Consider the following 17347-nt stretch of genomic DNA (forward strand, 5'->3'; position numbering starts at 1 on the left):
AGAATTCTTCCCCCAAACGATGAACATTGATCATAATTTTATGAATTTAGCAACGTCCTAAAACAGGTAAGGCTACACCCAGACGGAGCAAACCTTTTTTTCTATCCTGAAAACTATAATGTTAGAAATTTCAACCCTGATGAATATAATCCATCAGTCGAAGAGGTTGTTGATACGGCACTAAATTATAAGCCTATAATTACCCCGCCTCCAGAAGAGATTTAATAGTGTAAAAAAGCCACAGTTACGTGGCTTCCCTTTGCTACACTTTATCGAAAAGTGAATCATTTTTCGTTGAACGGTTTAAAATCGGGGTTCAAATTATCTATATTTGTGGCATAGCCTTTGTAACCAATACTTTATGAAGCAACTTTACTTGGTATTCTTTCTCTTTGTTTGCACGCTTTGTTTTTCCCAAAACGCAAAGGGTAGTGCGGATATTGACGGCTTTAAGCTATACCCAAACCCTGCTCCACAGGGTAAGGTATTCATAGAGACCGCTCAAAATGCCCCAAAACAGATTCTGATTTTTGATGTTTTGGGTACACAAGTACTGCAAACTACAATCCTAGGAAAAGAATTAAACCTTTCTACTTTAGACAAGGGCGTTTACATTCTTAGGGTATTTGAACTTAATAAAGTAGCGACCAGAAAGCTTATTATCAAGTAGTTATTCTATTTTTCATATCTATTTATCCTTAATTTTAAAGGTTCACCTACATAAATCTTTGTTTCACAACATTTTATAGGTAAAATAGTGCTCTTAACCTATTTTTATATTGCTATTATCCCAAATCGGCATATATGAAGAAAATCTACTTAATTCTTATTATGGCATTACCCCTATTCAGTTTTGGCCAAGAATTGGTCAGCGTAAATACAGAACAGGTTCAAGAACTAGAGGGTTTTAAAATGTACCCGAACCCTGCCTATGGCGAGGAAATCTATATTACCACCTCTTCCAACGGAAGTAAACAAATTAAAATCTACGATGTGTTTGGTGAAGTTGTCCTAACAGACCGAATTGCCACCAATACCTTGGATATCTCAAGATTGGTTCCAGGAGTGTACGTATTACAAGTCACCGAACAGGAAAGGACCATGACCAGAAAACTGGTGGTCAAGTAAAGGTTATGAAACTAAAAAAGCCCTTCTTTTTGAAGGGCTTTTATTTTTGGATACTTTTACTTCCCTATGGAGCGTACAAGAATCCAAAAGATTTTTTCAATTTCAAACCCATCCGAATTTGAGGCATTGGCATTGGAGGTTTTCCAGTTTCAATACCAACAAAATCCAACGTACCATGAGTACTGTAATCACCTTGAAAAAACACCTTCCAACGTATTAGCCTCACAAGAAATTCCTTTTCTACCGATAGCATTCTTTAAAACACATAAAATTACCTCATCCCCACACAAACCAGAAATTATCTTTGAAAGTAGCGGCACGACCGGCAGTATCTCCAGCAAACATTATGTTAGGGACACTTCTATATATCTAGAGAGTTTTAGAAAGGGTTTTGCACATTTTTATGGTCCTGTTGAGGATTTTTGTACTTTGGCACTTTTACCTTCCTACTTGGAACGAGAAGGCTCGTCTTTGGTTTATATGACCAATGATTTTGTCTCTAAATCCCAACACTCCAGTAGCGGTTTCTATCTTTACGATTTGGAAATGCTTCAGGAAAAATTACTACAACTGGAAAAAGAAGAAACCAAAACACTTTTAATAGGCGTTTCTTTTGCCTTATTGGATTTGGCGGAACAGTTTCCCATGGATTTAAAGCATACCATCGTTATGGAAACGGGAGGTATGAAAGGAAGGCGAAAAGAATTGATACGCGAGGAACTTCACGGCATTCTTAAAAATGCTTTCAACATCCAACACATTCATTCCGAATATGGAATGACCGAATTATTATCGCAAGGATATTCCAAAGGAAACGGGATATTTAAAACTCCACCATGGATGAAGGTACTTACCCGGGATACCGAAGACCCGCTCTCCATACAGTCCCATAGAAAGTCTGGTGGGATTAATGTCATTGATCTTGCGAATGTCGATTCGTGCTCATTTATTGCCACCCAAGACTTAGGAAAGACCTATGTTGATGGTAGTTTTGAAATTTTAGGCAGGTTTGACCAATCCGACATTCGAGGTTGCAATCTCATGGCCTTATAACAGTTACTCTTTGACCAAACGGTATTCCAATCCAGGACCATCACATGCATTCCAAGTGGCATATAATGCATCGCTCCCATTTAGTACCAAAATTTCTTTTCCATTCCTAGAACAACTGGCAATAAGTTCTTTACCGGTTTCGTAGGTCAATTCAAAATACTTTTCATCTTCCTGTACAATAAGCTCATATGAACCTGTTGCCTTGGTGGTAGTTCCATCATATACTCGTTGCTTTTCAAAACTACCGTTGGGATTTAAAAAATAATTCTCTTGCCATTCCATGGCATCACCCGTAGTTTCAGAATTGACCATACTACCCGTCATCTTTACCAACTCCCATTTTTGGGCTTCACCCTTAAGTGGAACCGGTTGATCTTCAGCCTCGTTTGTATCATTTGTGTTACACGAGCTAACTGCTAAAAAAAAAGAAAAGAGTACCGTAAAAGCTTTCATTGTTTTAGGTTTTATAAAGCAAAGACCAAAAAACAGTCATTTGGTTGCGCAATTTTGAAAAATTTAACCTAATCAACGACCAGCACAAAATAGTTCTTCTTTCCTCTCTGGAGCAAAACAAATTTATTATTGATAAGGTCTGAAGCAGTAAGGTGATAGTCTTCCTTCACTTTCTCTTTGTTTACAGAAATGGAATTCTGCTTCAACTCTCTTCTGGCTTCCCCGTTAGAACCCAAAAATCCTGTTTTAGCGGCCAAAGCACCTATCATATCCAAACCAACATCAAGCTCTGTTCTAGCAATCTGGGCTTGCGGTACACCTTCAAAAACATCCAAAAACGTTTTTTCATCTAAAAGCTTCAAATCTTCAGAGGTTGATTTCCCAAATAGGATACTACTAGCCTGTATGGCATTTTCCAAGTCGGATTTTGAATGTACCTGTACCGTGATTTCTTCAGCCAATTTTTTTTGTAGTATTCTTAAGTGGGGTGCTTCTTGGTGTTCAGCAATCAGGGCAGTAATCTCATCTTTGGTCAGAAATGTAAATATCTTGATGTATTTTTCCGCATCTTCATCCGATGTATTCAACCAGTACTGGTAGAACTTATATGGAGACGTCCTTTCCGCGTCCAACCAAATATTCCCGCCTTCTGTTTTACCAAACTTGCTACCATCTGCTTTTGTAATCAAAGGACAGGTTAAGGCAAAACCCTTACCACCACCAATTCTTCTAATGAGTTCTGTTCCAGTAGTGATATTTCCCCATTGATCACTACCGCCCATTTGTAACGTACAATTGTGGTTTTGGAACAGGTGCAAAAAATCGTACCCCTGTACCAATTGATAGGTAAACTCTGTAAACGACATCCCTTCCTTTGCATCAGAGGAAAGTCTCTTTTTGACGGAATCCTTCGCCATCATATAATTCACGGTGACATGTTTTCCAACATCGCGGATAAAATCAAGAAAGGAGAAATCTTTCATCCAATCGTAATTATTTACCAAAACAGCGGCATTCGCGGCATCGCTTTCAAAATCCAGAAAACGACCTAGTTGCCCTTTAATTGCTTCTTGATTCTGCCTCAGCGTTTTTTCATCCAAAAGATTGCGTTCGGCCGATTTTCCAGATGGATCTCCTATCATACCTGTTGCTCCCCCTACCAGTGCAAAAGGCTTGTGCCCCGCTAACTGAAAGTGTCTTAACATCATAACACTGACCAAATGTCCAATATGTAACGAGTCTGCCGTGGGGTCAATTCCAACATAGGCAGCCTGCATCTTTTCCATAAGATGTTCTTCGGCTCCTGGCATAATATCGTGCACCATTCCTCTCCACTGTAGTTCTTGAACAAAATTATTTGGTTTCATATGCTTTTTGAGAATAGCTGCAAATATAAAATGAAGTTCTTGAATCGCTACATAATTCCATTGCAAATAGGTATTTTTATGGCATGATTTTGGTCACCGGAGGTACTGGTTTAATTGGTTCACACTTACTTTTTCAATTACTGAAGGAAGGCAAAAACATCCGGGCCTGCTACAGAAGCAAAAAATCTATTGATACTGTTCTAAAAGTTTTTGGGTATTATACGAACAATCCTGCTGTTTTATTGGAAAAAATAGATTGGGTACAAGCAGATATCACAGACATTATTTCCTTAGAAGCCATTTTTAAAGATATTCAGTACGTCTATCATTGTGCAGCGATGATTTCCTTTGACCCAAAAAATTATACTGCCTTAGTCAAAAATAATATCGAAGGCACGGCAAATATTGTTAACCTCTGTATTGAAAATAACATAAAAAAGCTTTGTTATGTGAGTACTATTGCTGCTATTGGACCAAGTGTTAAAAATAAGCAGGTAGACGAGGATAGTGAATGGAACGACGTGAACGTTTCTGTCTATGGACTTACGAAACATGAAGCTGAACTTGAAGTTTGGCGTGGTTCTCAAGAAGGTCTTGCCATAGTTATTGTTAATCCAGGAGTTGTGCTTGGACCCGGTTTTTGGCATACCGGGAGCGGAACTTTTTTTAAATATGCCGCAAAAGGCAAAAAAACATTTATCCCAGGCGGAACGGGTTTTGTCTCCGTAACCGATGTAACCACTTCCATGATAAAATTGATGGAATCCGATGTGGAAAGAGAACGATTTATTCTTGTAAATGAGAATATGTCCTATGAAGCGCTATTTCAAAAAATTAGTTCTTTTTTGAATGTGACTGCACCTTCTAAGAAAATACCTTTTTGGGTTTTGGAATGTTTTTGGCGCTTGGATTGGTTACGTTCCAATTTTTTGGGAAAACGCCGCAGACTTACAAAAAATATGGTCAAAGGATTTTATAAACTTGAAATATATAGCAACAAAAAGCTAAAATCCACTATCAATATTCAGTTTGAGGATTTGAATGAAACGATACATTTTTGTTGTTCTAAATATTTAACTTGATTCTACGATACTATCCTTTTTTATTCTTGAGTTTTTTATAGAATCTCTTTTTAGCTCGTTAGCTTTTTTGACACTATCGTTTACTTTTTTCTTGGCATCTTCCAATCTTTTATGTCTCTTCTCTAATTTAGCCGACACACTTTCGTAAATGGACTCATATTCCAGAGGTATGGAAGCATAGTATAAATCACTCTGGGAAAATTGAGCGCTATCGATTTTATGCTTTTCGTATAGAAATTCCATGGTCGTGATTCCTTGGCTTTCCATTAGTTGCTTATAGGATGTTGTAGCTGCTTTTAAAATGGCCAGATCGTGTAAAATGGCAATCATTTTTTCCTTTGGAATTAAATTCTCGGGCTTTTCAACTACTTTCTCACCACAAGAAAAAAACAGAAGCCCTAAAAAGAATACTATGATTTTCTTCATTTTTCCTTACCTATTAAATGTGAGTCTTTTGGCTTTTCTTTCTGCCGAAAATTTTCCGTTTTCGTACGCTAAATGGCCATTGATAAAGGTGCGAACTATTTTAGAATCAAACATTGTGCCTTCAAATGGAGACCATCCGCACTTATACAGAATATTTGATTTTTCAACCTGATTTTTAGTGTTGCGATTCACTTGTACCAAATCAGCAAAATAGCCTTCACGTACAAAGCCTCGTCTATCAATATCGAATAATTTGGCCGGATTGTGGCACATTTTTTCCACAATCTTCTCCAAACTTATTTTTCCTTCCTTTTCTTTTTGCAACATAGCCTGCAACGCATGCTGAACCAAGGGCCCACCGGATGGCGCTTTGGTGTAGGGATTATTCTTTTCTTCCAACGTATGTGGGGCATGGTCCGTAGCAACTACATCTATTCTATCGTCCAGAAGTGCTTCCCAGAGTTTCTCTCGGTCCATTTTCGTTTTTACCGCTGGGTTCCATTTAATGAATGTTCCTTTATCTGCATAATCCTCATCGGAAAACCATAGATGGTGTATGCATACTTCTGAAGTTATCTTTTTCTCTTCCAACGGTATGGCATTGGTGAACAAATCAGTTTCAATCCCGGTAGAAAGGTGGAAAACATGCAATCTAGCGCCTGTCTTTTTGGCCAAGGCAATCGCCTTTGATGAAGATAGGTAACAGGCTTCTTCACTCCTAATTATAGGATGTAGGCTTATCGGGATATCATCACCGTACTGTTTTTGATATTTTTCCATATTCGCCCGTATGGTCCCCTCATCTTCGCAATGTGTAGAAATGACCATTTCCGTATTACTGAAGATTTTTTCAAGAACCTCTTCATTATCCACCAACATATTCCCTGTAGACGATCCTAAAAAAAGTTTAACCCCCGAACATGCATTTTTATCGAGCTTTTTCAGTTCCTCTAAGTTGTCATTCGTACCCCCAAAAAGAAAAGAATAATTCGCATAAGAATCTCTGGCGCCCATTGCAAATTTCTCTTCTAACTTTTCTATGGTCGTAGTCTGCGGATTAGTATTGGGCTGCTCCATAAAAGTGGTTATTCCACCAGCAATCGCAGCTTTGCTCTCAGTTCCTATAGTACCTTTATGGGTAAGCCCTGGTTCTCTAAAATGAACCTGGTCGTCAATGATGCCAGGTAATACATAATCTCCATTTACATCAATAACATCTGCATTACCATCCGTTATATCCTTGGCCATGCGCGTTATAATATCTTCTTCCAAAAGTAAATCGGTCTCCATGATGCCACCCTCATTGATGACCTTCGCATTCTTCACTATTATTTTTGCCATTTCAAAAACTCTTTTTATAAAATATACTTCTAAACTTCATTGCAATGACTCCAAAAATAGCTTCTCTTATTATGGCAGAATTCATTTTTGACTTTCCATTGATTCTATCCGTAAAAATGATGGAAACTTCTTCGATTTTATAGCCTTTTAGGTATGCCCTATACTTCATTTCAATTTGAAATGCATAGCCTATGAATCTAACCGCATCTAAATTAATGTTTTGTAATACCTCCTTCTTATAGCACACAAAACCTGCAGTGGGGTCGTGCACTTTCATTCCGGTTATGATTTTTACATAGAAAGAGGCCCCATAGGACAACAGGATTCTAAACAGCGGCCAGTTTACCACATTCACACCTTTTTTATAACGTGACCCAACGGCTACATCAGCACCATTTAAACAGGCTCTGTGCAGTCTTGGTAAATCTGTAGGACGATGCGAAAAATCTGCATCCATTTCAAAGATATACTCATAGTCCTTCTCAAGAGCCCATTTAAAACCATGTATATAAGCAGTTCCCAAACCTGATTTTTCTTTTCTCACTTCTAAAAAAAGACAGTCTGGAAATTGCTCTTGCATTGACCTCACATTTTCGGCAGTACCATCTGGAGAATTGTCATCGACTACAAGAACATGAAAATCCTTTTTTAAATCGAAAACTGTTTTTACAATGGCCTCTATATTTTCAATCTCATTGAAAGTTGGTATAATAACTAAACCGTTGGCCATTTAGATAAAGATTAGAATGCAAAAATAAGGTTTTCTCAAACGGTTTAAAAAGTTACAGCACCTATTACTGTGCTTCTAGTAATCCAATATTTGTAACTTTGGAGTTGTTAAAATCTATTTGATGATCCAAAAGTTTCCTAGGCTTTTTCTTATTCTACTTGCCTTTCTTTTTGTTCTCAATATTGTTCAGTCCTATTTTACGGAACTCATCTATGATGAGGCGTATTACTGGTATTACGCACAGAATTTGGATTGGGGCTATTTTGATCATCCGCCCATGGTGGCCTTTTTAATAAAGTTAAGCAGTATTTTCTTTGATGGAGAATTGGGGGTACGCTTTATGAGCTGTCTGCTTTCGGTTGGGACTTATCTTATTTTATGGATGCTTATTGACAACGAAAAAAAGAAAGATTATGTAGTTCATTTTTTTCTTTTGGTCTTCTCGATGACCTTAATGAATGCCTATGGATTTTTAACCTTGCCAGACACACCACTCTTATTTTTTACGGCGCTTTTTCTCTTACTCTACAAGCGGTTTTTAAATAATCCAAGTGTTTTGGTTTCAGTTTTTATGGGAATCGTAATGGCAGCTCTCATGTACAGTAAGTACCATGCCGTTCTGGTCATTTTGTTTATACTGCTCTCAAACATTAAACTAGTGACAAACAAGTATGCTTGGCTATCAGTTGGTATAGCTTTAGCCTGCTACATACCACATTTTTTATGGCTTTATGAAAATGACTTTGTTTCCATAAAATATCATCTCTATGAACGTCCTAACCAAGCATATTCTTTTTCAAAGTTCACCCTTGGGTATTTTGTGAATCTAATTGCGATTTTTGGATTGATGTTTTATTGGGTATATCTGTCGCTTTTTAAAATGAAAATCAGCGATAAATTTTCCAAGGCCTTAATCTATTTAACATACGGCGTTCTTATTTTCTTTTTTATTTCAAGCTTTAACAGACGGGTACAAACCCAATGGATTATTATTGTTTCAATACCTATGGCGATAATAGCCTTCAACCACCTCATTGAAAACACAAAAAGCAGAAAATGGATGCTTAGAATGGGAATAGCGAGTTTAGTTCTATTGTTATATGCAAGGGTATGGCTCGTGCACCAACCATTGCTCCCCATACTTTTTGAAACACATGGGAATACAACATGGGTACAAGATTTAAAATCAAAAGCAGGTAATATTCCCATAGTTTTTGAAAATTCATATCGAAAATCGCCTATGTACGAATTTTATTCTGGAGACCCCACGTATTCCTTGAACAACCACATGTATAGAAAAAACCAATATTCTATTGATGGTTCTGAGAGAAGGGTACAAAACAAAAAAATACTCTATGTAACTAAATATAGAAAGAGCGGTGATATATCATATGCTCACCCTGACAGCACTGTTTTTTATGGTGTTTTTATGGATAATTTTAAATCATATCGAAAATTGGAGGCCATTGTAGAAAAGATTAGCGGTAGTACCAGTGACTATACATTAAAGGTATATAACCCCTATCCTTTTGAAATTGCTCTGAACAAATTAAAATATTCTGCAGCTTTTTCCAATCGTTATAAACAGGTTAAAACACTTGTGCCGATCACTGTTGAAGCTATTGCTGAGAATGGCCCGTTGTTAAAATCAAGAGACACCGCTTTTTTTAGCTTCAATTTACCTAAACCAAAAGAGGAAAACCTTTACTATTTCCGTATTGGAATATCTGAGAATGATTTGTTACCGGGACTTAACGGAATCCCAACTAAAATTGACCAATGAACCCTATTTATAAAACTGTTGAATCTTTGGACTGGATGACCATTGCTCTTTTCTTCAGCTTGGTTGTACTAGCTCTGGGCAAGTATCTTTTTCAAAACAAGTTTTTGAGTTTCATCATATTGCCGTTCAACAACAGATATACTGTAGTTTACAATAAAAAAGGACGCCTTTTAAGTTGGTTTCAGGTGTTGTTAACTATTTTCCAGTTGGTTAACTTTTCTCTGTTCCTTTTTTTGGTTCAAAAAACCTTTTCTATTGTACAGTTAGATGGGCAACCTTCCTCTTTTTTTATAATTATGGGAGTGTTGGTATTGTTCCAATTAGTGAAAATATCCCTGCAATACGCCAAAGGATTTGTATTCAATACACAAGAAATGATTTCTGAGTTACTATTCACTAAAATCTCTTATCTCAACTACAGTAGCCTGATTATGTTCTTGACCAATGTGATTCTTATTTACATTATAAAGGATTCAAAAATGATTATTTCCTTTACTTCGGCCCTAATTGCCTCCATAAATATCATTGGGTTGGCAAAGGTCTTGAAGAACTATCAAAAAGCGATCATTCCCTATTTTTTCTATTTTATTTTGTACCTTTGCGCACTCGAAATTGCACCCTTAGTGATAATTGGAAGCTATCTAAAAGATTGAAAGCTTATGAAAGTAAAAACAATTTTGGTTTCCCAGCCAGAACCCAAAATAGAAAATTCTCCCTACTCACGCCTAATTGAAAAAGAAAAAGTAAAGGTAGATTTTAGACCTTTTATACATGTAGAGGGAGTAGAAGCAAAAAGCGTAAGGCAGCAAAAAATTGATTTAAACAATTTCACCGCAATTGTCCTTACAAGCAGAAATTCTGTCGATCATTTTTTTAGAATTGCAGAAGAAATGCGTTTTAAGGTACCTGATACCATGAAGTATTTCTGTCAATCAGAAGCTGTTGCTTATTATTTGCAAAAGTATGTGGTTTACAGAAAGCGTAAAATTTATGTGGGAAAAAGAACATTCAACGAACTTGTTCCGCTTATAAAAAAATATAAGGATGAAAAATTCTTATTACCATCGTCAGATATTTTAAAGCCCATTGTTCCACAAGCTTTAGATGAACTTAAAGTGGATTGGAAAAGAGGTATCTTTTACAAAACGGTAATAAGCGACCTATCTGACTTAAGAGAAGTGACTTATGACGTTTTGGTATTTTTTAGCCCTTCTGGAATCGAGTCGTTATTGAAAAATTTTCCGGATTTTGAACAAAATGGTACGCGTATCGCTGTTTTTGGCAACAGTACCGTAAATGCTGCTACAGAGGCAGGTCTTAGAATAGATATTAAGGCACCCACTCCAGAAACACCGTCAATGACCATGGCGTTACAAAAATATATAACCAGCGTGAACAAGTAACTGGTTAGAACATTTTAAAATAAAAGGCCCCGTCTAGCGGGGCCTTTTATTTTAAAAAGCATAGCGTTGCGGACCGCCTCGCCGTATCTCTTCGCTGGCATAAGATTCAAATTTCTTGAAGTTTTCCCTAAAGGCATTGGTGAGCTTAAATGCCGTCTTATAGTAATCCTCATCATTGTTCCATGTTGCTCTTGGGCTAAGCACTGAAGTTGGCACGCCAGGACACTCTCTAGGCTGTGCCACTCCAAAAACAGAATGGATATGGTATTTGTCATAGCTATAAAGTCCTAAGTCACCGCTAAGGGCTGCACTTATCATAGCTCTTGTGTATTTTAGCTTCATTCGGGTACCTATACCATAAGGTCCTCCGGTCCAACCTGTATTGATCAACCAAACATCGACCCCGGACTCTTGCATTTTTTTACTCAACATTTCTGCGTAGGTAGCAGGATGTAAAGGCATAAAAGGCGCTCCAAAACATGCAGAAAATGATGGTTGCGGCTCAACCACGCCAGCTTCCGTACCAGCAACTTTTGCAGTATATCCAGAAATAAAGTGATATGCAGCCTGTGCAGGTGTAAGCTTGGAAATTGGAGGTAAAACACCAAAGGCATCCGCGGTTAAAAAGAATATATTCTTTACATTCTCGCCTATAGAAGGCTGTTGTATATTATCAATATGATAAATAGGATAACTGACTCTTGTATTTTGGGTAATGGAAGTATCTGAAAAATCAACTACACCCTTATCATCCATAATTACATTCTCCAAAATAGCTCCCTGTTTGATTGCTGCATAGATTTCCGGTTCTTTTTCTTGTGACAAATCGATGACCTTTGCATAGCAGCCACCTTCAAAATTGAATACCATATTATCTTTCGTCCATCCATGTTCGTCATCGCCAATGAGCTTTCGGTCAGGGTCCGTAGAGAGTGTGGTTTTTCCAGTACCGGAAAGACCAAAGAAAAGTGCAGTGTCCCCAGAATCCCCAATATTGGCAGAACAGTGCATGGGCAACGTATTTTTATAAACAGGCAGGATAAAGTTCAAGGCAGAGAATATCCCTTTTTTTATTTCGCCCGTATAGCCTGTGCCTCCGACCAATGCTATTTTTTTTGAAAAATTCAAGATGGCAAAATTATGTTGTCGTGTTCCATCAATCTCGGCATTGGCAACAAAACCAGGAGCATTTATTACGGTCCATTCAGGTTCAAAATCCTTTAGTTCCTCTTCGTTCGGTCTAAGAAACATGTTATACGCAAACATATTGGACCATGGATACTCATTGATCACCCTAATATTCATCTTATAACCCTCATCGGCACAAGCATAGCAATCGCGCGCAAAAAGTTCTTTTTCGTTCAAGTAGGCAATCATCTTATCGTAGAGCATATCAAACTTCTCACTCTCAAAGGGAATATTGATATCTCCCCACCAAACCTTTTCTTCTGTAATGGAATCCCTTACGATAAAACGATCCATTGGTGACCTTCCCGTAAACTCTCCCGTATTAACTGCCAAGGCTCCCGAAGAAGCTTCTTTGCCCATATCCTTTTCAATGGTCAATTTTTGTAATTCCTGAGGGGATAATTGGTAATGTACGTTCGTATGTTGTATTCCATACTGGGTTAACGAAATCGATTTCGTTGTTGGAATGTGGGCCTCCATGCTTTTGTAGTTTTTTTAGTTGGTACAAAACTAGAAAATTATACTATTTTACCACTTTTTTGATGGTTTATTTATGCTGTTTTTTAGTCAAAATGTAATATCCTAAAAGAAACCACCCTATAATTAAAAAAGTACCGCCTATGGGGGTTACAAATGCTATTTGTTTAAAATTGAAAGCAACTAAACTATTGATAGCGAGAAGATAGATGGAGAAAGAGAATAGAAGAACACCCAGAAGAACGAAGATAAACACGATTCGTTTTTGTTTTTGAAGCAAACCATCCCATGACCCGAGAAAAAGTAAAAACAATGCATGGTACATCTGATAGCGTACGCCCACTTCAAAAGTATCAATTGAGTTTGAATCAACCACTTTTTCAAGCCCGTGGGCACCAAAAGCACCTAACACTATCGCCAAAAATCCAAAAATAATTCCCATCAGTATAATTGTTTTGTTCATAACTTTAAGAGCTTAAATATTTAAAAATATAACAATTTGATACTTTAGTATTCGTTTTAATCAAAAGTAAACAAAACCCATGGTTCGCACTATTTTGGTACTTGGAGCAGGAAAGTCCACTGCATACCTGTTAGATTATATTCTCGAAAAATCCAATAAAGAGAAACTGTATTTAACCATAGGAGACCTTAACCCTCAACACATTCCAGAACATATTGCCTCGCATCCAAATTGTAACGTGATAGAACTGGATATCTTTAATGATGAGCAAAGGAAAAATGTCATTGCTTCGACATCACTTGTAATCTCTATGTTACCTCCACGGCTGCACATTAAAATAGCTGAAGATTGCATCACCTTCAAGAAACATCTGGTTACTGCATCCTACGTGAGCAAGGAAATAGCCGCATTGGACAGCGATGCCAAAAAAAATGGGCTTGTTTTTATCAATGAAGCTGGTCTTGATCCTGGTATTGACCATATGAGTGCCATGGAAATCATTGATAGAATTACCAACAAAGGTGGAAAAATGTTACTTTTTGAATCGTTTACGGGAGGATTGGTAGCCCCTGAAAACGATTCCAATCTTTGGAATTACAAATTCACATGGAATCCGAGAAATGTAGTTGTTGCAGGTCAAGGTGGTGCAGCAAAATTTATCCAAGAAGGAACATATAAGTACATCCCTTATCAAAAACTATTTCGCCGTACCGAGTTAGTGAACATTGACGGATACGGCGCTTTTGAAGTATACCCCAATCGAGATTCCTTAAAATACAGAAACGCTTATGGTTTGCAGGATGCCTTAACATTGTACCGCGGAACTATGCGCAGGGTTGGATTTTCCAAGGCATGGCAAATGTTCGTTCTTCTTGGGTTGACGGACGATAGTTATACCGTAGAAAATTCTGAAGGCATGTCGTATCGGGAATTTATCAACCTATTTTTACCCTACTCCCCAACAGATTCTGTGGAATTAAAGCTTCGGCATTACCTTAAAATTGACCAAGATGATATTAGATGGGGAAAGTTACTAGAGCTAAATCTTTTTGACGACACAAAAAAAATACCGATAAAGAATGCCACTCCCGCCCAAATGCTTCAGTATATCCTTGAAGATAACTGGACATTACAAAAAGACGAAAAGGATATGATCGTGATGTACCATAAGTTTGGTTACGAAATTAACGGTAAAAAAAAACAAATAGATGCCAACATGGTCGTACTTGGTGAAAACCAAAGCCATACTGCTATGGCAAAAACTGTTGGCTTGCCCGTAGCAATAGCAGCACTCCATATTCTTAACGGTAACATCATGACTCCAGGCGTTCAAATTCCCATTAAAAAGGAGGTGTATGGCCCTATACTTTCAGAACTCAAATCGTATGGAATTAAGTTTAGGGAATACGAAGTACCCTATTTAGGCTATAATCCAGATTCCATTGGTAATTAGTTTTTAACCTTTTTTGGTATCTTTAGCTTCAATCTTTAATCAATCTTGTGAAAACTCCTAACAGTTCAGTAAAAATTGATGGAATCGACAAAAAAATTTTACGGTTTTTAATGGAAGATGCGCGAAGGCCAATTTTGGAAATTGCCCGAAACATAGGAATCTCTGGGGCGGCCATTCACCAACGATTGCGTAAGCTGGAGAGTTCTGGTCTCTTATCAGGCTCTAAATTCATTATAAATCCTAAAGTACTGGGATATACCACGATGGCCTATATCGGTATTTTTCTTGATAAGGCCATGGCCAATCCGCAAGCCGTAAAACAACTTGAAAAAATCCCCGAGGTATTGGAATGCCACTATACTACTGGAAACTGGTCCATCCTAATCAAGGTATTGTGCAAGGACAATGAACATTTAATGGTATTGTTGAATAAAAAAATCCAGCAAATAGAAGGTGTTTCCAGAACTGAAACCTTTATTTCCTTAAACCAACAGATTGACCGGCAAATTTCAATCTAAAAAAACCTGTTTGAATTTCTCCAAACAGGTCTTCTATTCTTTGTAACAAAAGGCTTAATCCCTTCCACCGAAAACTTGGAACGCCCAATAAACCAAAGACGCTAAAGCTCCTAAAGCGGCAACCAGATATGTTCGGGCAGCCCATTTAAGGGCATCTTCGGCACCAGCATATTCTTCTTGACTTACCATGTTTTTTTGTTTCAACCACGCTAAAGCTCTATTGCTGGCATCGTATTCCACAGGTAAGGTGACAAAACTAAATAATGTGGCAAACCCCATCATTACTAGTCCGGCAATTGCTATGTAATATCCTAGACCAACTCCAGCAGCGGCTCCCAACATCAATCCACCAAATACAACCCAGGTGGACATTCCTGAAGTAACACTAACGACGGGAACAAGTTTAGAGCGCATGGTCAACCACTCATAAGCTTGTGCATGTTGTACAGCGTGACCCACTTCGTGCGCAGCAACTGCTGCCGCAGATGCATTACGTTGATTGTAAACACCTTCGCTAAGATTTACGGTTTTGTTTTTTGGATTGTAATGGTCGGTAAGCATCCCCGCGGTGGATATTACCTTAACATCACTGATTCCGTGATCATCCAACATTTTTTGGGCGATTTCAGCACCGCTCATGCCATTTCGCAAATGAACTTTAGAATATTTTTTGAACTTGCTCTTCAATCGGCTGCTGACCAACCAACTTATTAGTGCAATTCCACCGATCAATATATAATATGTCATCATAGCTTTTCTGTTTTAATTCTTATAAATATACCACTAAAAAGCAAAAACCCCGCCATTTTAGGACAGGGTCCATTTACTGACAAAATGTGTATTAAGCCATAGCGGGCTCCCAGTTAAAAGCTTCCGTTATTTCTTCATAAACCACTTCACCTTCAATAATATTAAGACCTTTTGAAAGGTTCTTATCGAGATTACAAGCACTGCGCCATCCCATATTTGCCAACTTTAATACATAGGGCAGTGTTACGTTCGTCAAGGCAACTGTAGAAGTGTAAGGGACTGCCCCAGGCATATTCGCTACGCAATAGTGCACAACGTCATCAATAATGTATATGGGGTCTTCATGTGTAGTTGCTTTAGTGGTTTCCACGCATCCGCCTTGATCTACGGCAACATCTACGATTACAGTTCCGGGACGCATCTCCTTTAGCATATCCCGCGTAATCAAATTTGGAGCTTTGGCTCCTTTTAGAAGGACTCCCCCAATAATTAAATCATGGGTCTTTATAAGTTTTCTGATATTGAATTCACTTGAAAATTCGGTCACAACATGGCTTGGCATAACATCGTTAACATAGCGAAGTCGTTTCATGTTCACATCTAAAATAGTAACATGGGCGCCTAAACCTGCTGCCATTTTTGCAGCTTGAATGCCTACGGTACCCGCTCCCAACACCAAAACTTTGCCCGGTGCGACTCCTGGAACACCTCCCAAAAGCACCCCTCTTCCTTTAACGGGTTTCTCCAAGTACTTTGCCCCTTGCTGAATTGCCATTCTACCAGCAACTTCTGACATAGGGGTCAACAATGGCAATGTCCCTTCATCATCCTCCACAGTTTCATACGCAATACAAATAGACTTACTGGCTATCATGGCTTTGGTCAATGCTTCACTAGAGGCAAAATGAAAATAGGTAAATACTATCTGTCCTTCTTTGATGAGTTGGTATTCTTCAGCGATTGGCTCCTTAACCTTTACGATCATATCGCTCGACGCATAAACCTCAGCGATTGTTCCTAAAATAGTAGCTCCGGCCTGTTGATAGTCTTTATCAAAAAATCCGCTTCCTTCCCCTGCTCTTGCTTGCACGTAAACGGTATGGTTGTTTTTTACCAATTCAAAAACCCCTGCTGGAGTCATCCCAACACGGCTTTCGTTGTTTTTGATTTCTTTAGGTACACCTACAATCATTTTGTTATTATTTTGATTAACAAGTCAAAGGTGCTGTAAAAATTTTAAAAATAAAAGCTAGATTAGATAAAAAATAGGGGTAAATCGATAAAAAGTTATTTTTTTATATCAATACCCCTTAAAAAATAGGGGTGTACTTTTATTAAAATAATATTTTAAAAATTTATCCTGTGTTTTTTAGTAGTAGTGTTATTTATGAATTATTTTCAAAATAAGCATTGTTACGGCCAAGATACCCGTAATCACATTCGCCAAAATAATGGCCAAGCTTTCCAAATGGATTCCATAAATTATCCAAAGGATAAGCCCTGCAAGCAGAACAATGTACATGGTAAGTGATACATCTGCCGTAGATTTATGCTTTAATGCCTTGTACACTTGTGGCACAAATGCAGAGGTGGTCAATGTGGCTGCGATGAGTCCAATAATTTCGATGGTTTCCATGAAGCTAACTATTTGTATTTGTTATACTTCGCCGAGCTCAGTATGACAAACTTTTATATACTGTACGCTTAGACGAGTTCAGCGTAACGCCATGCT

19 protein-coding genes are annotated in these 17347 nt (G+C 37.9%); 9 read left to right on the plus strand and 10 right to left on the minus strand.

All coding sequences use genetic code 11. The features are described from left to right. The first annotated feature begins 361 nt into the window (after nt 1–361). The 3 genes from KIM67_RS08170 to KIM67_RS08180 all read left to right on the plus strand — a co-directional run bounded on the left by KIM67_RS08170 (nt 362) and on the right by KIM67_RS08180 (nt 2181). On the plus strand, nt 362–670 hold the full coding sequence (locus KIM67_RS08170; protein ID WP_213830854.1) for a T9SS type A sorting domain-containing protein: 309 nt from the start codon (nt 362–364) through the stop codon (nt 668–670). Between the two features lie 134 nt (nt 671–804). Beyond that, a complete protein-coding gene (locus KIM67_RS08175) occupies nt 805–1128 on the plus strand; it encodes a T9SS type A sorting domain-containing protein (RefSeq protein ID WP_213830855.1) in 324 nt (107 codons plus the stop codon). A 66-nt stretch (nt 1129–1194) separates the two neighbouring features. Continuing rightward, nucleotides 1195–2181: an acyl transferase gene (locus KIM67_RS08180; protein WP_213830856.1), complete on the plus strand. Its 987-nt coding sequence runs from the start codon at nt 1195–1197 to the stop codon at nt 2179–2181. 3 nt (nt 2182–2184) lie between these two features. Here KIM67_RS08180 and KIM67_RS08185 read toward each other — a convergent pair whose 3' ends face one another. Together KIM67_RS08185 and tyrS are read right to left on the minus strand one after the other, a co-directional pair. Beyond that, on the minus strand, nt 2185–2634 hold the full coding sequence (locus KIM67_RS08185) for a hypothetical protein (RefSeq protein ID WP_213830857.1): 450 nt from the start codon (nt 2632–2634) through the stop codon (nt 2185–2187). A 68-nt stretch (nt 2635–2702) separates the two neighbouring features. Continuing rightward, on the minus strand, nt 2703–4001 hold the full coding sequence (gene tyrS, locus KIM67_RS08190; protein WP_213831012.1) for a tyrosine--tRNA ligase: 1299 nt from the start codon (nt 3999–4001) through the stop codon (nt 2703–2705). 83 nt (nt 4002–4084) lie between these two features. On the opposite strand from tyrS, the gene KIM67_RS08195 reads away from it, so the two are divergent. After that, nucleotides 4085–5083, plus strand: coding sequence for an NAD-dependent epimerase/dehydratase family protein (locus KIM67_RS08195; protein ID WP_213830858.1), 999 nt, complete (start codon nt 4085–4087; stop codon nt 5081–5083). Here the strand turns inward: KIM67_RS08195 and KIM67_RS08200 are convergent. Genes KIM67_RS08200 through KIM67_RS08210 form a run of 3 tightly spaced genes read right to left on the minus strand, consistent with a single transcriptional unit; the run spans nt 5075 to nt 7580 of the window. Continuing rightward, a complete protein-coding gene (locus tag KIM67_RS08200; protein WP_213830859.1) occupies nt 5075–5509 on the minus strand; it encodes a DUF4296 domain-containing protein in 435 nt (144 codons plus the stop codon). The two genes, KIM67_RS08195 and KIM67_RS08200, sit on opposite strands and share 9 nt — an antisense overlap. A gap of 6 nt (nt 5510–5515) precedes the next feature. Further along, on the minus strand, nt 5516–6850 hold the full coding sequence (locus KIM67_RS08205) for a dihydroorotase (protein WP_213830860.1): 1335 nt from the start codon (nt 6848–6850) through the stop codon (nt 5516–5518). A 1-nt stretch (nt 6851) separates the two neighbouring features. Then, on the minus strand, nt 6852–7580 hold the full coding sequence (locus KIM67_RS08210; RefSeq protein WP_213830861.1) for a polyprenol monophosphomannose synthase: 729 nt from the start codon (nt 7578–7580) through the stop codon (nt 6852–6854). 121 nt (nt 7581–7701) lie between these two features. On the opposite strand from KIM67_RS08210, the gene KIM67_RS08215 reads away from it, so the two are divergent. The 3 genes from KIM67_RS08215 to KIM67_RS08225 are packed head-to-tail and all read left to right on the plus strand — an operon-like array spanning nt 7702 to nt 10766. Beyond that, nucleotides 7702–9363 (plus strand): glycosyltransferase family 39 protein, encoded by a 1662-nt coding sequence (locus KIM67_RS08215; RefSeq protein ID WP_213830862.1) that lies wholly within the window; start codon nt 7702–7704, stop codon nt 9361–9363. Further along, a complete protein-coding gene (locus KIM67_RS08220) occupies nt 9360–10016 on the plus strand; it encodes a DUF4271 domain-containing protein (RefSeq protein WP_213830863.1) in 657 nt (218 codons plus the stop codon). Before KIM67_RS08215 ends, KIM67_RS08220 begins: the two co-directional genes overlap by 4 nt. Before the next feature lie 6 nt (nt 10017–10022). Then, nucleotides 10023–10766: a uroporphyrinogen-III synthase gene (locus tag KIM67_RS08225; RefSeq protein ID WP_213830864.1), complete on the plus strand. Its 744-nt coding sequence runs from the start codon at nt 10023–10025 to the stop codon at nt 10764–10766. Between the two features lie 51 nt (nt 10767–10817). On the opposite strand, the gene pckA is transcribed toward KIM67_RS08225, so the two are convergent. Both pckA and KIM67_RS08235 read right to left on the minus strand, forming a co-directional pair. Next, complete coding sequence (pckA, locus tag KIM67_RS08230) at nt 10818–12434, minus strand: phosphoenolpyruvate carboxykinase (ATP) (RefSeq protein ID WP_213830865.1); 1617 nt, start codon at nt 12432–12434, stop codon at nt 10818–10820. A 67-nt stretch (nt 12435–12501) separates the two neighbouring features. Further along, a complete protein-coding gene (locus tag KIM67_RS08235) occupies nt 12502–12894 on the minus strand; it encodes a DUF423 domain-containing protein (protein WP_213830866.1) in 393 nt (130 codons plus the stop codon). Between the two features lie 79 nt (nt 12895–12973). Between KIM67_RS08235 and KIM67_RS08240 the strand changes: the two genes are divergently transcribed. Continuing rightward, entirely contained in the window at nt 12974–14347 is a 1374-nt protein-coding gene (locus KIM67_RS08240; protein WP_213830867.1) for a saccharopine dehydrogenase family protein, read from the plus strand. 47 nt (nt 14348–14394) lie between these two features. After that, nucleotides 14395–14865, plus strand: a complete 471-nt coding sequence (locus KIM67_RS08245) for an Lrp/AsnC ligand binding domain-containing protein (RefSeq protein WP_213830868.1) — start codon at nt 14395–14397, stop codon at nt 14863–14865. Between the two features lie 54 nt (nt 14866–14919). Here the strand turns inward: KIM67_RS08245 and KIM67_RS08250 are convergent, their stop codons facing one another. The 3 genes from KIM67_RS08250 to KIM67_RS08260 form a co-directional block, all read right to left on the minus strand. After that, complete coding sequence (locus KIM67_RS08250) at nt 14920–15615, minus strand: zinc metallopeptidase (protein WP_163417568.1); 696 nt, start codon at nt 15613–15615, stop codon at nt 14920–14922. A gap of 91 nt (nt 15616–15706) precedes the next feature. Beyond that, nucleotides 15707–16807: an alanine dehydrogenase gene (ald, locus tag KIM67_RS08255; protein WP_213830869.1), complete on the minus strand. Its 1101-nt coding sequence runs from the start codon at nt 16805–16807 to the stop codon at nt 15707–15709. 189 nt (nt 16808–16996) lie between these two features. Further along, nucleotides 16997–17251 carry a SemiSWEET family sugar transporter gene (locus KIM67_RS08260; protein ID WP_213830870.1) on the minus strand — a complete coding sequence of 85 codons (255 nt, stop codon included), beginning with the start codon at nt 17249–17251 and terminating at the stop codon, nt 16997–16999. Nucleotides 17252–17347 lie beyond the last annotated feature (96 nt).

This window comes from Flagellimonas sp. 389, assembly GCF_018449435.1.
In the GTDB taxonomy this organism is placed as follows: domain Bacteria; phylum Bacteroidota; class Bacteroidia; order Flavobacteriales; family Flavobacteriaceae; genus Flagellimonas.

Coding starts and splice junctions, on each gene's coding strand:
- KIM67_RS08170 (WP_213830854.1), top strand. CDS start 362: ATGAAGCAACTTTACTTGGTATTCTTTCTCTTTGTTTGCACGCTTTGT.
- KIM67_RS08175 (WP_213830855.1), top strand. CDS start 805: ATGAAGAAAATCTACTTAATTCTTATTATGGCATTACCCCTATTCAGT.
- KIM67_RS08180 (WP_213830856.1), top strand. CDS start 1,195: ATGGAGCGTACAAGAATCCAAAAGATTTTTTCAATTTCAAACCCATCC.
- KIM67_RS08185 (WP_213830857.1), bottom strand. CDS start 2,634: ATGAAAGCTTTTACGGTACTCTTTTCTTTTTTTTTAGCAGTTAGCTCG.
- tyrS (WP_213831012.1), bottom strand. CDS start 4,001: ATGAAACCAAATAATTTTGTTCAAGAACTACAGTGGAGAGGAATGGTG.
- KIM67_RS08195 (WP_213830858.1), top strand. CDS start 4,085: ATGATTTTGGTCACCGGAGGTACTGGTTTAATTGGTTCACACTTACTT.
- KIM67_RS08200 (WP_213830859.1), bottom strand. CDS start 5,509: ATGAAGAAAATCATAGTATTCTTTTTAGGGCTTCTGTTTTTTTCTTGT.
- KIM67_RS08205 (WP_213830860.1), bottom strand. CDS start 6,850: ATGGCAAAAATAATAGTGAAGAATGCGAAGGTCATCAATGAGGGTGGC.
- KIM67_RS08210 (WP_213830861.1), bottom strand. CDS start 7,580: ATGGCCAACGGTTTAGTTATTATACCAACTTTCAATGAGATTGAAAAT.
- KIM67_RS08215 (WP_213830862.1), top strand. CDS start 7,702: ATGATCCAAAAGTTTCCTAGGCTTTTTCTTATTCTACTTGCCTTTCTT.
- KIM67_RS08220 (WP_213830863.1), top strand. CDS start 9,360: ATGAACCCTATTTATAAAACTGTTGAATCTTTGGACTGGATGACCATT.
- KIM67_RS08225 (WP_213830864.1), top strand. CDS start 10,023: ATGAAAGTAAAAACAATTTTGGTTTCCCAGCCAGAACCCAAAATAGAA.
- pckA (WP_213830865.1), bottom strand. CDS start 12,434: ATGGAGGCCCACATTCCAACAACGAAATCGATTTCGTTAACCCAGTAT.
- KIM67_RS08235 (WP_213830866.1), bottom strand. CDS start 12,894: ATGAACAAAACAATTATACTGATGGGAATTATTTTTGGATTTTTGGCG.
- KIM67_RS08240 (WP_213830867.1), top strand. CDS start 12,974: ATGGTTCGCACTATTTTGGTACTTGGAGCAGGAAAGTCCACTGCATAC.
- KIM67_RS08250 (WP_163417568.1), bottom strand. CDS start 15,615: ATGATGACATATTATATATTGATCGGTGGAATTGCACTAATAAGTTGG.
- ald (WP_213830869.1), bottom strand. CDS start 16,807: ATGATTGTAGGTGTACCTAAAGAAATCAAAAACAACGAAAGCCGTGTT.
- KIM67_RS08260 (WP_213830870.1), bottom strand. CDS start 17,251: ATGGAAACCATCGAAATTATTGGACTCATCGCAGCCACATTGACCACC.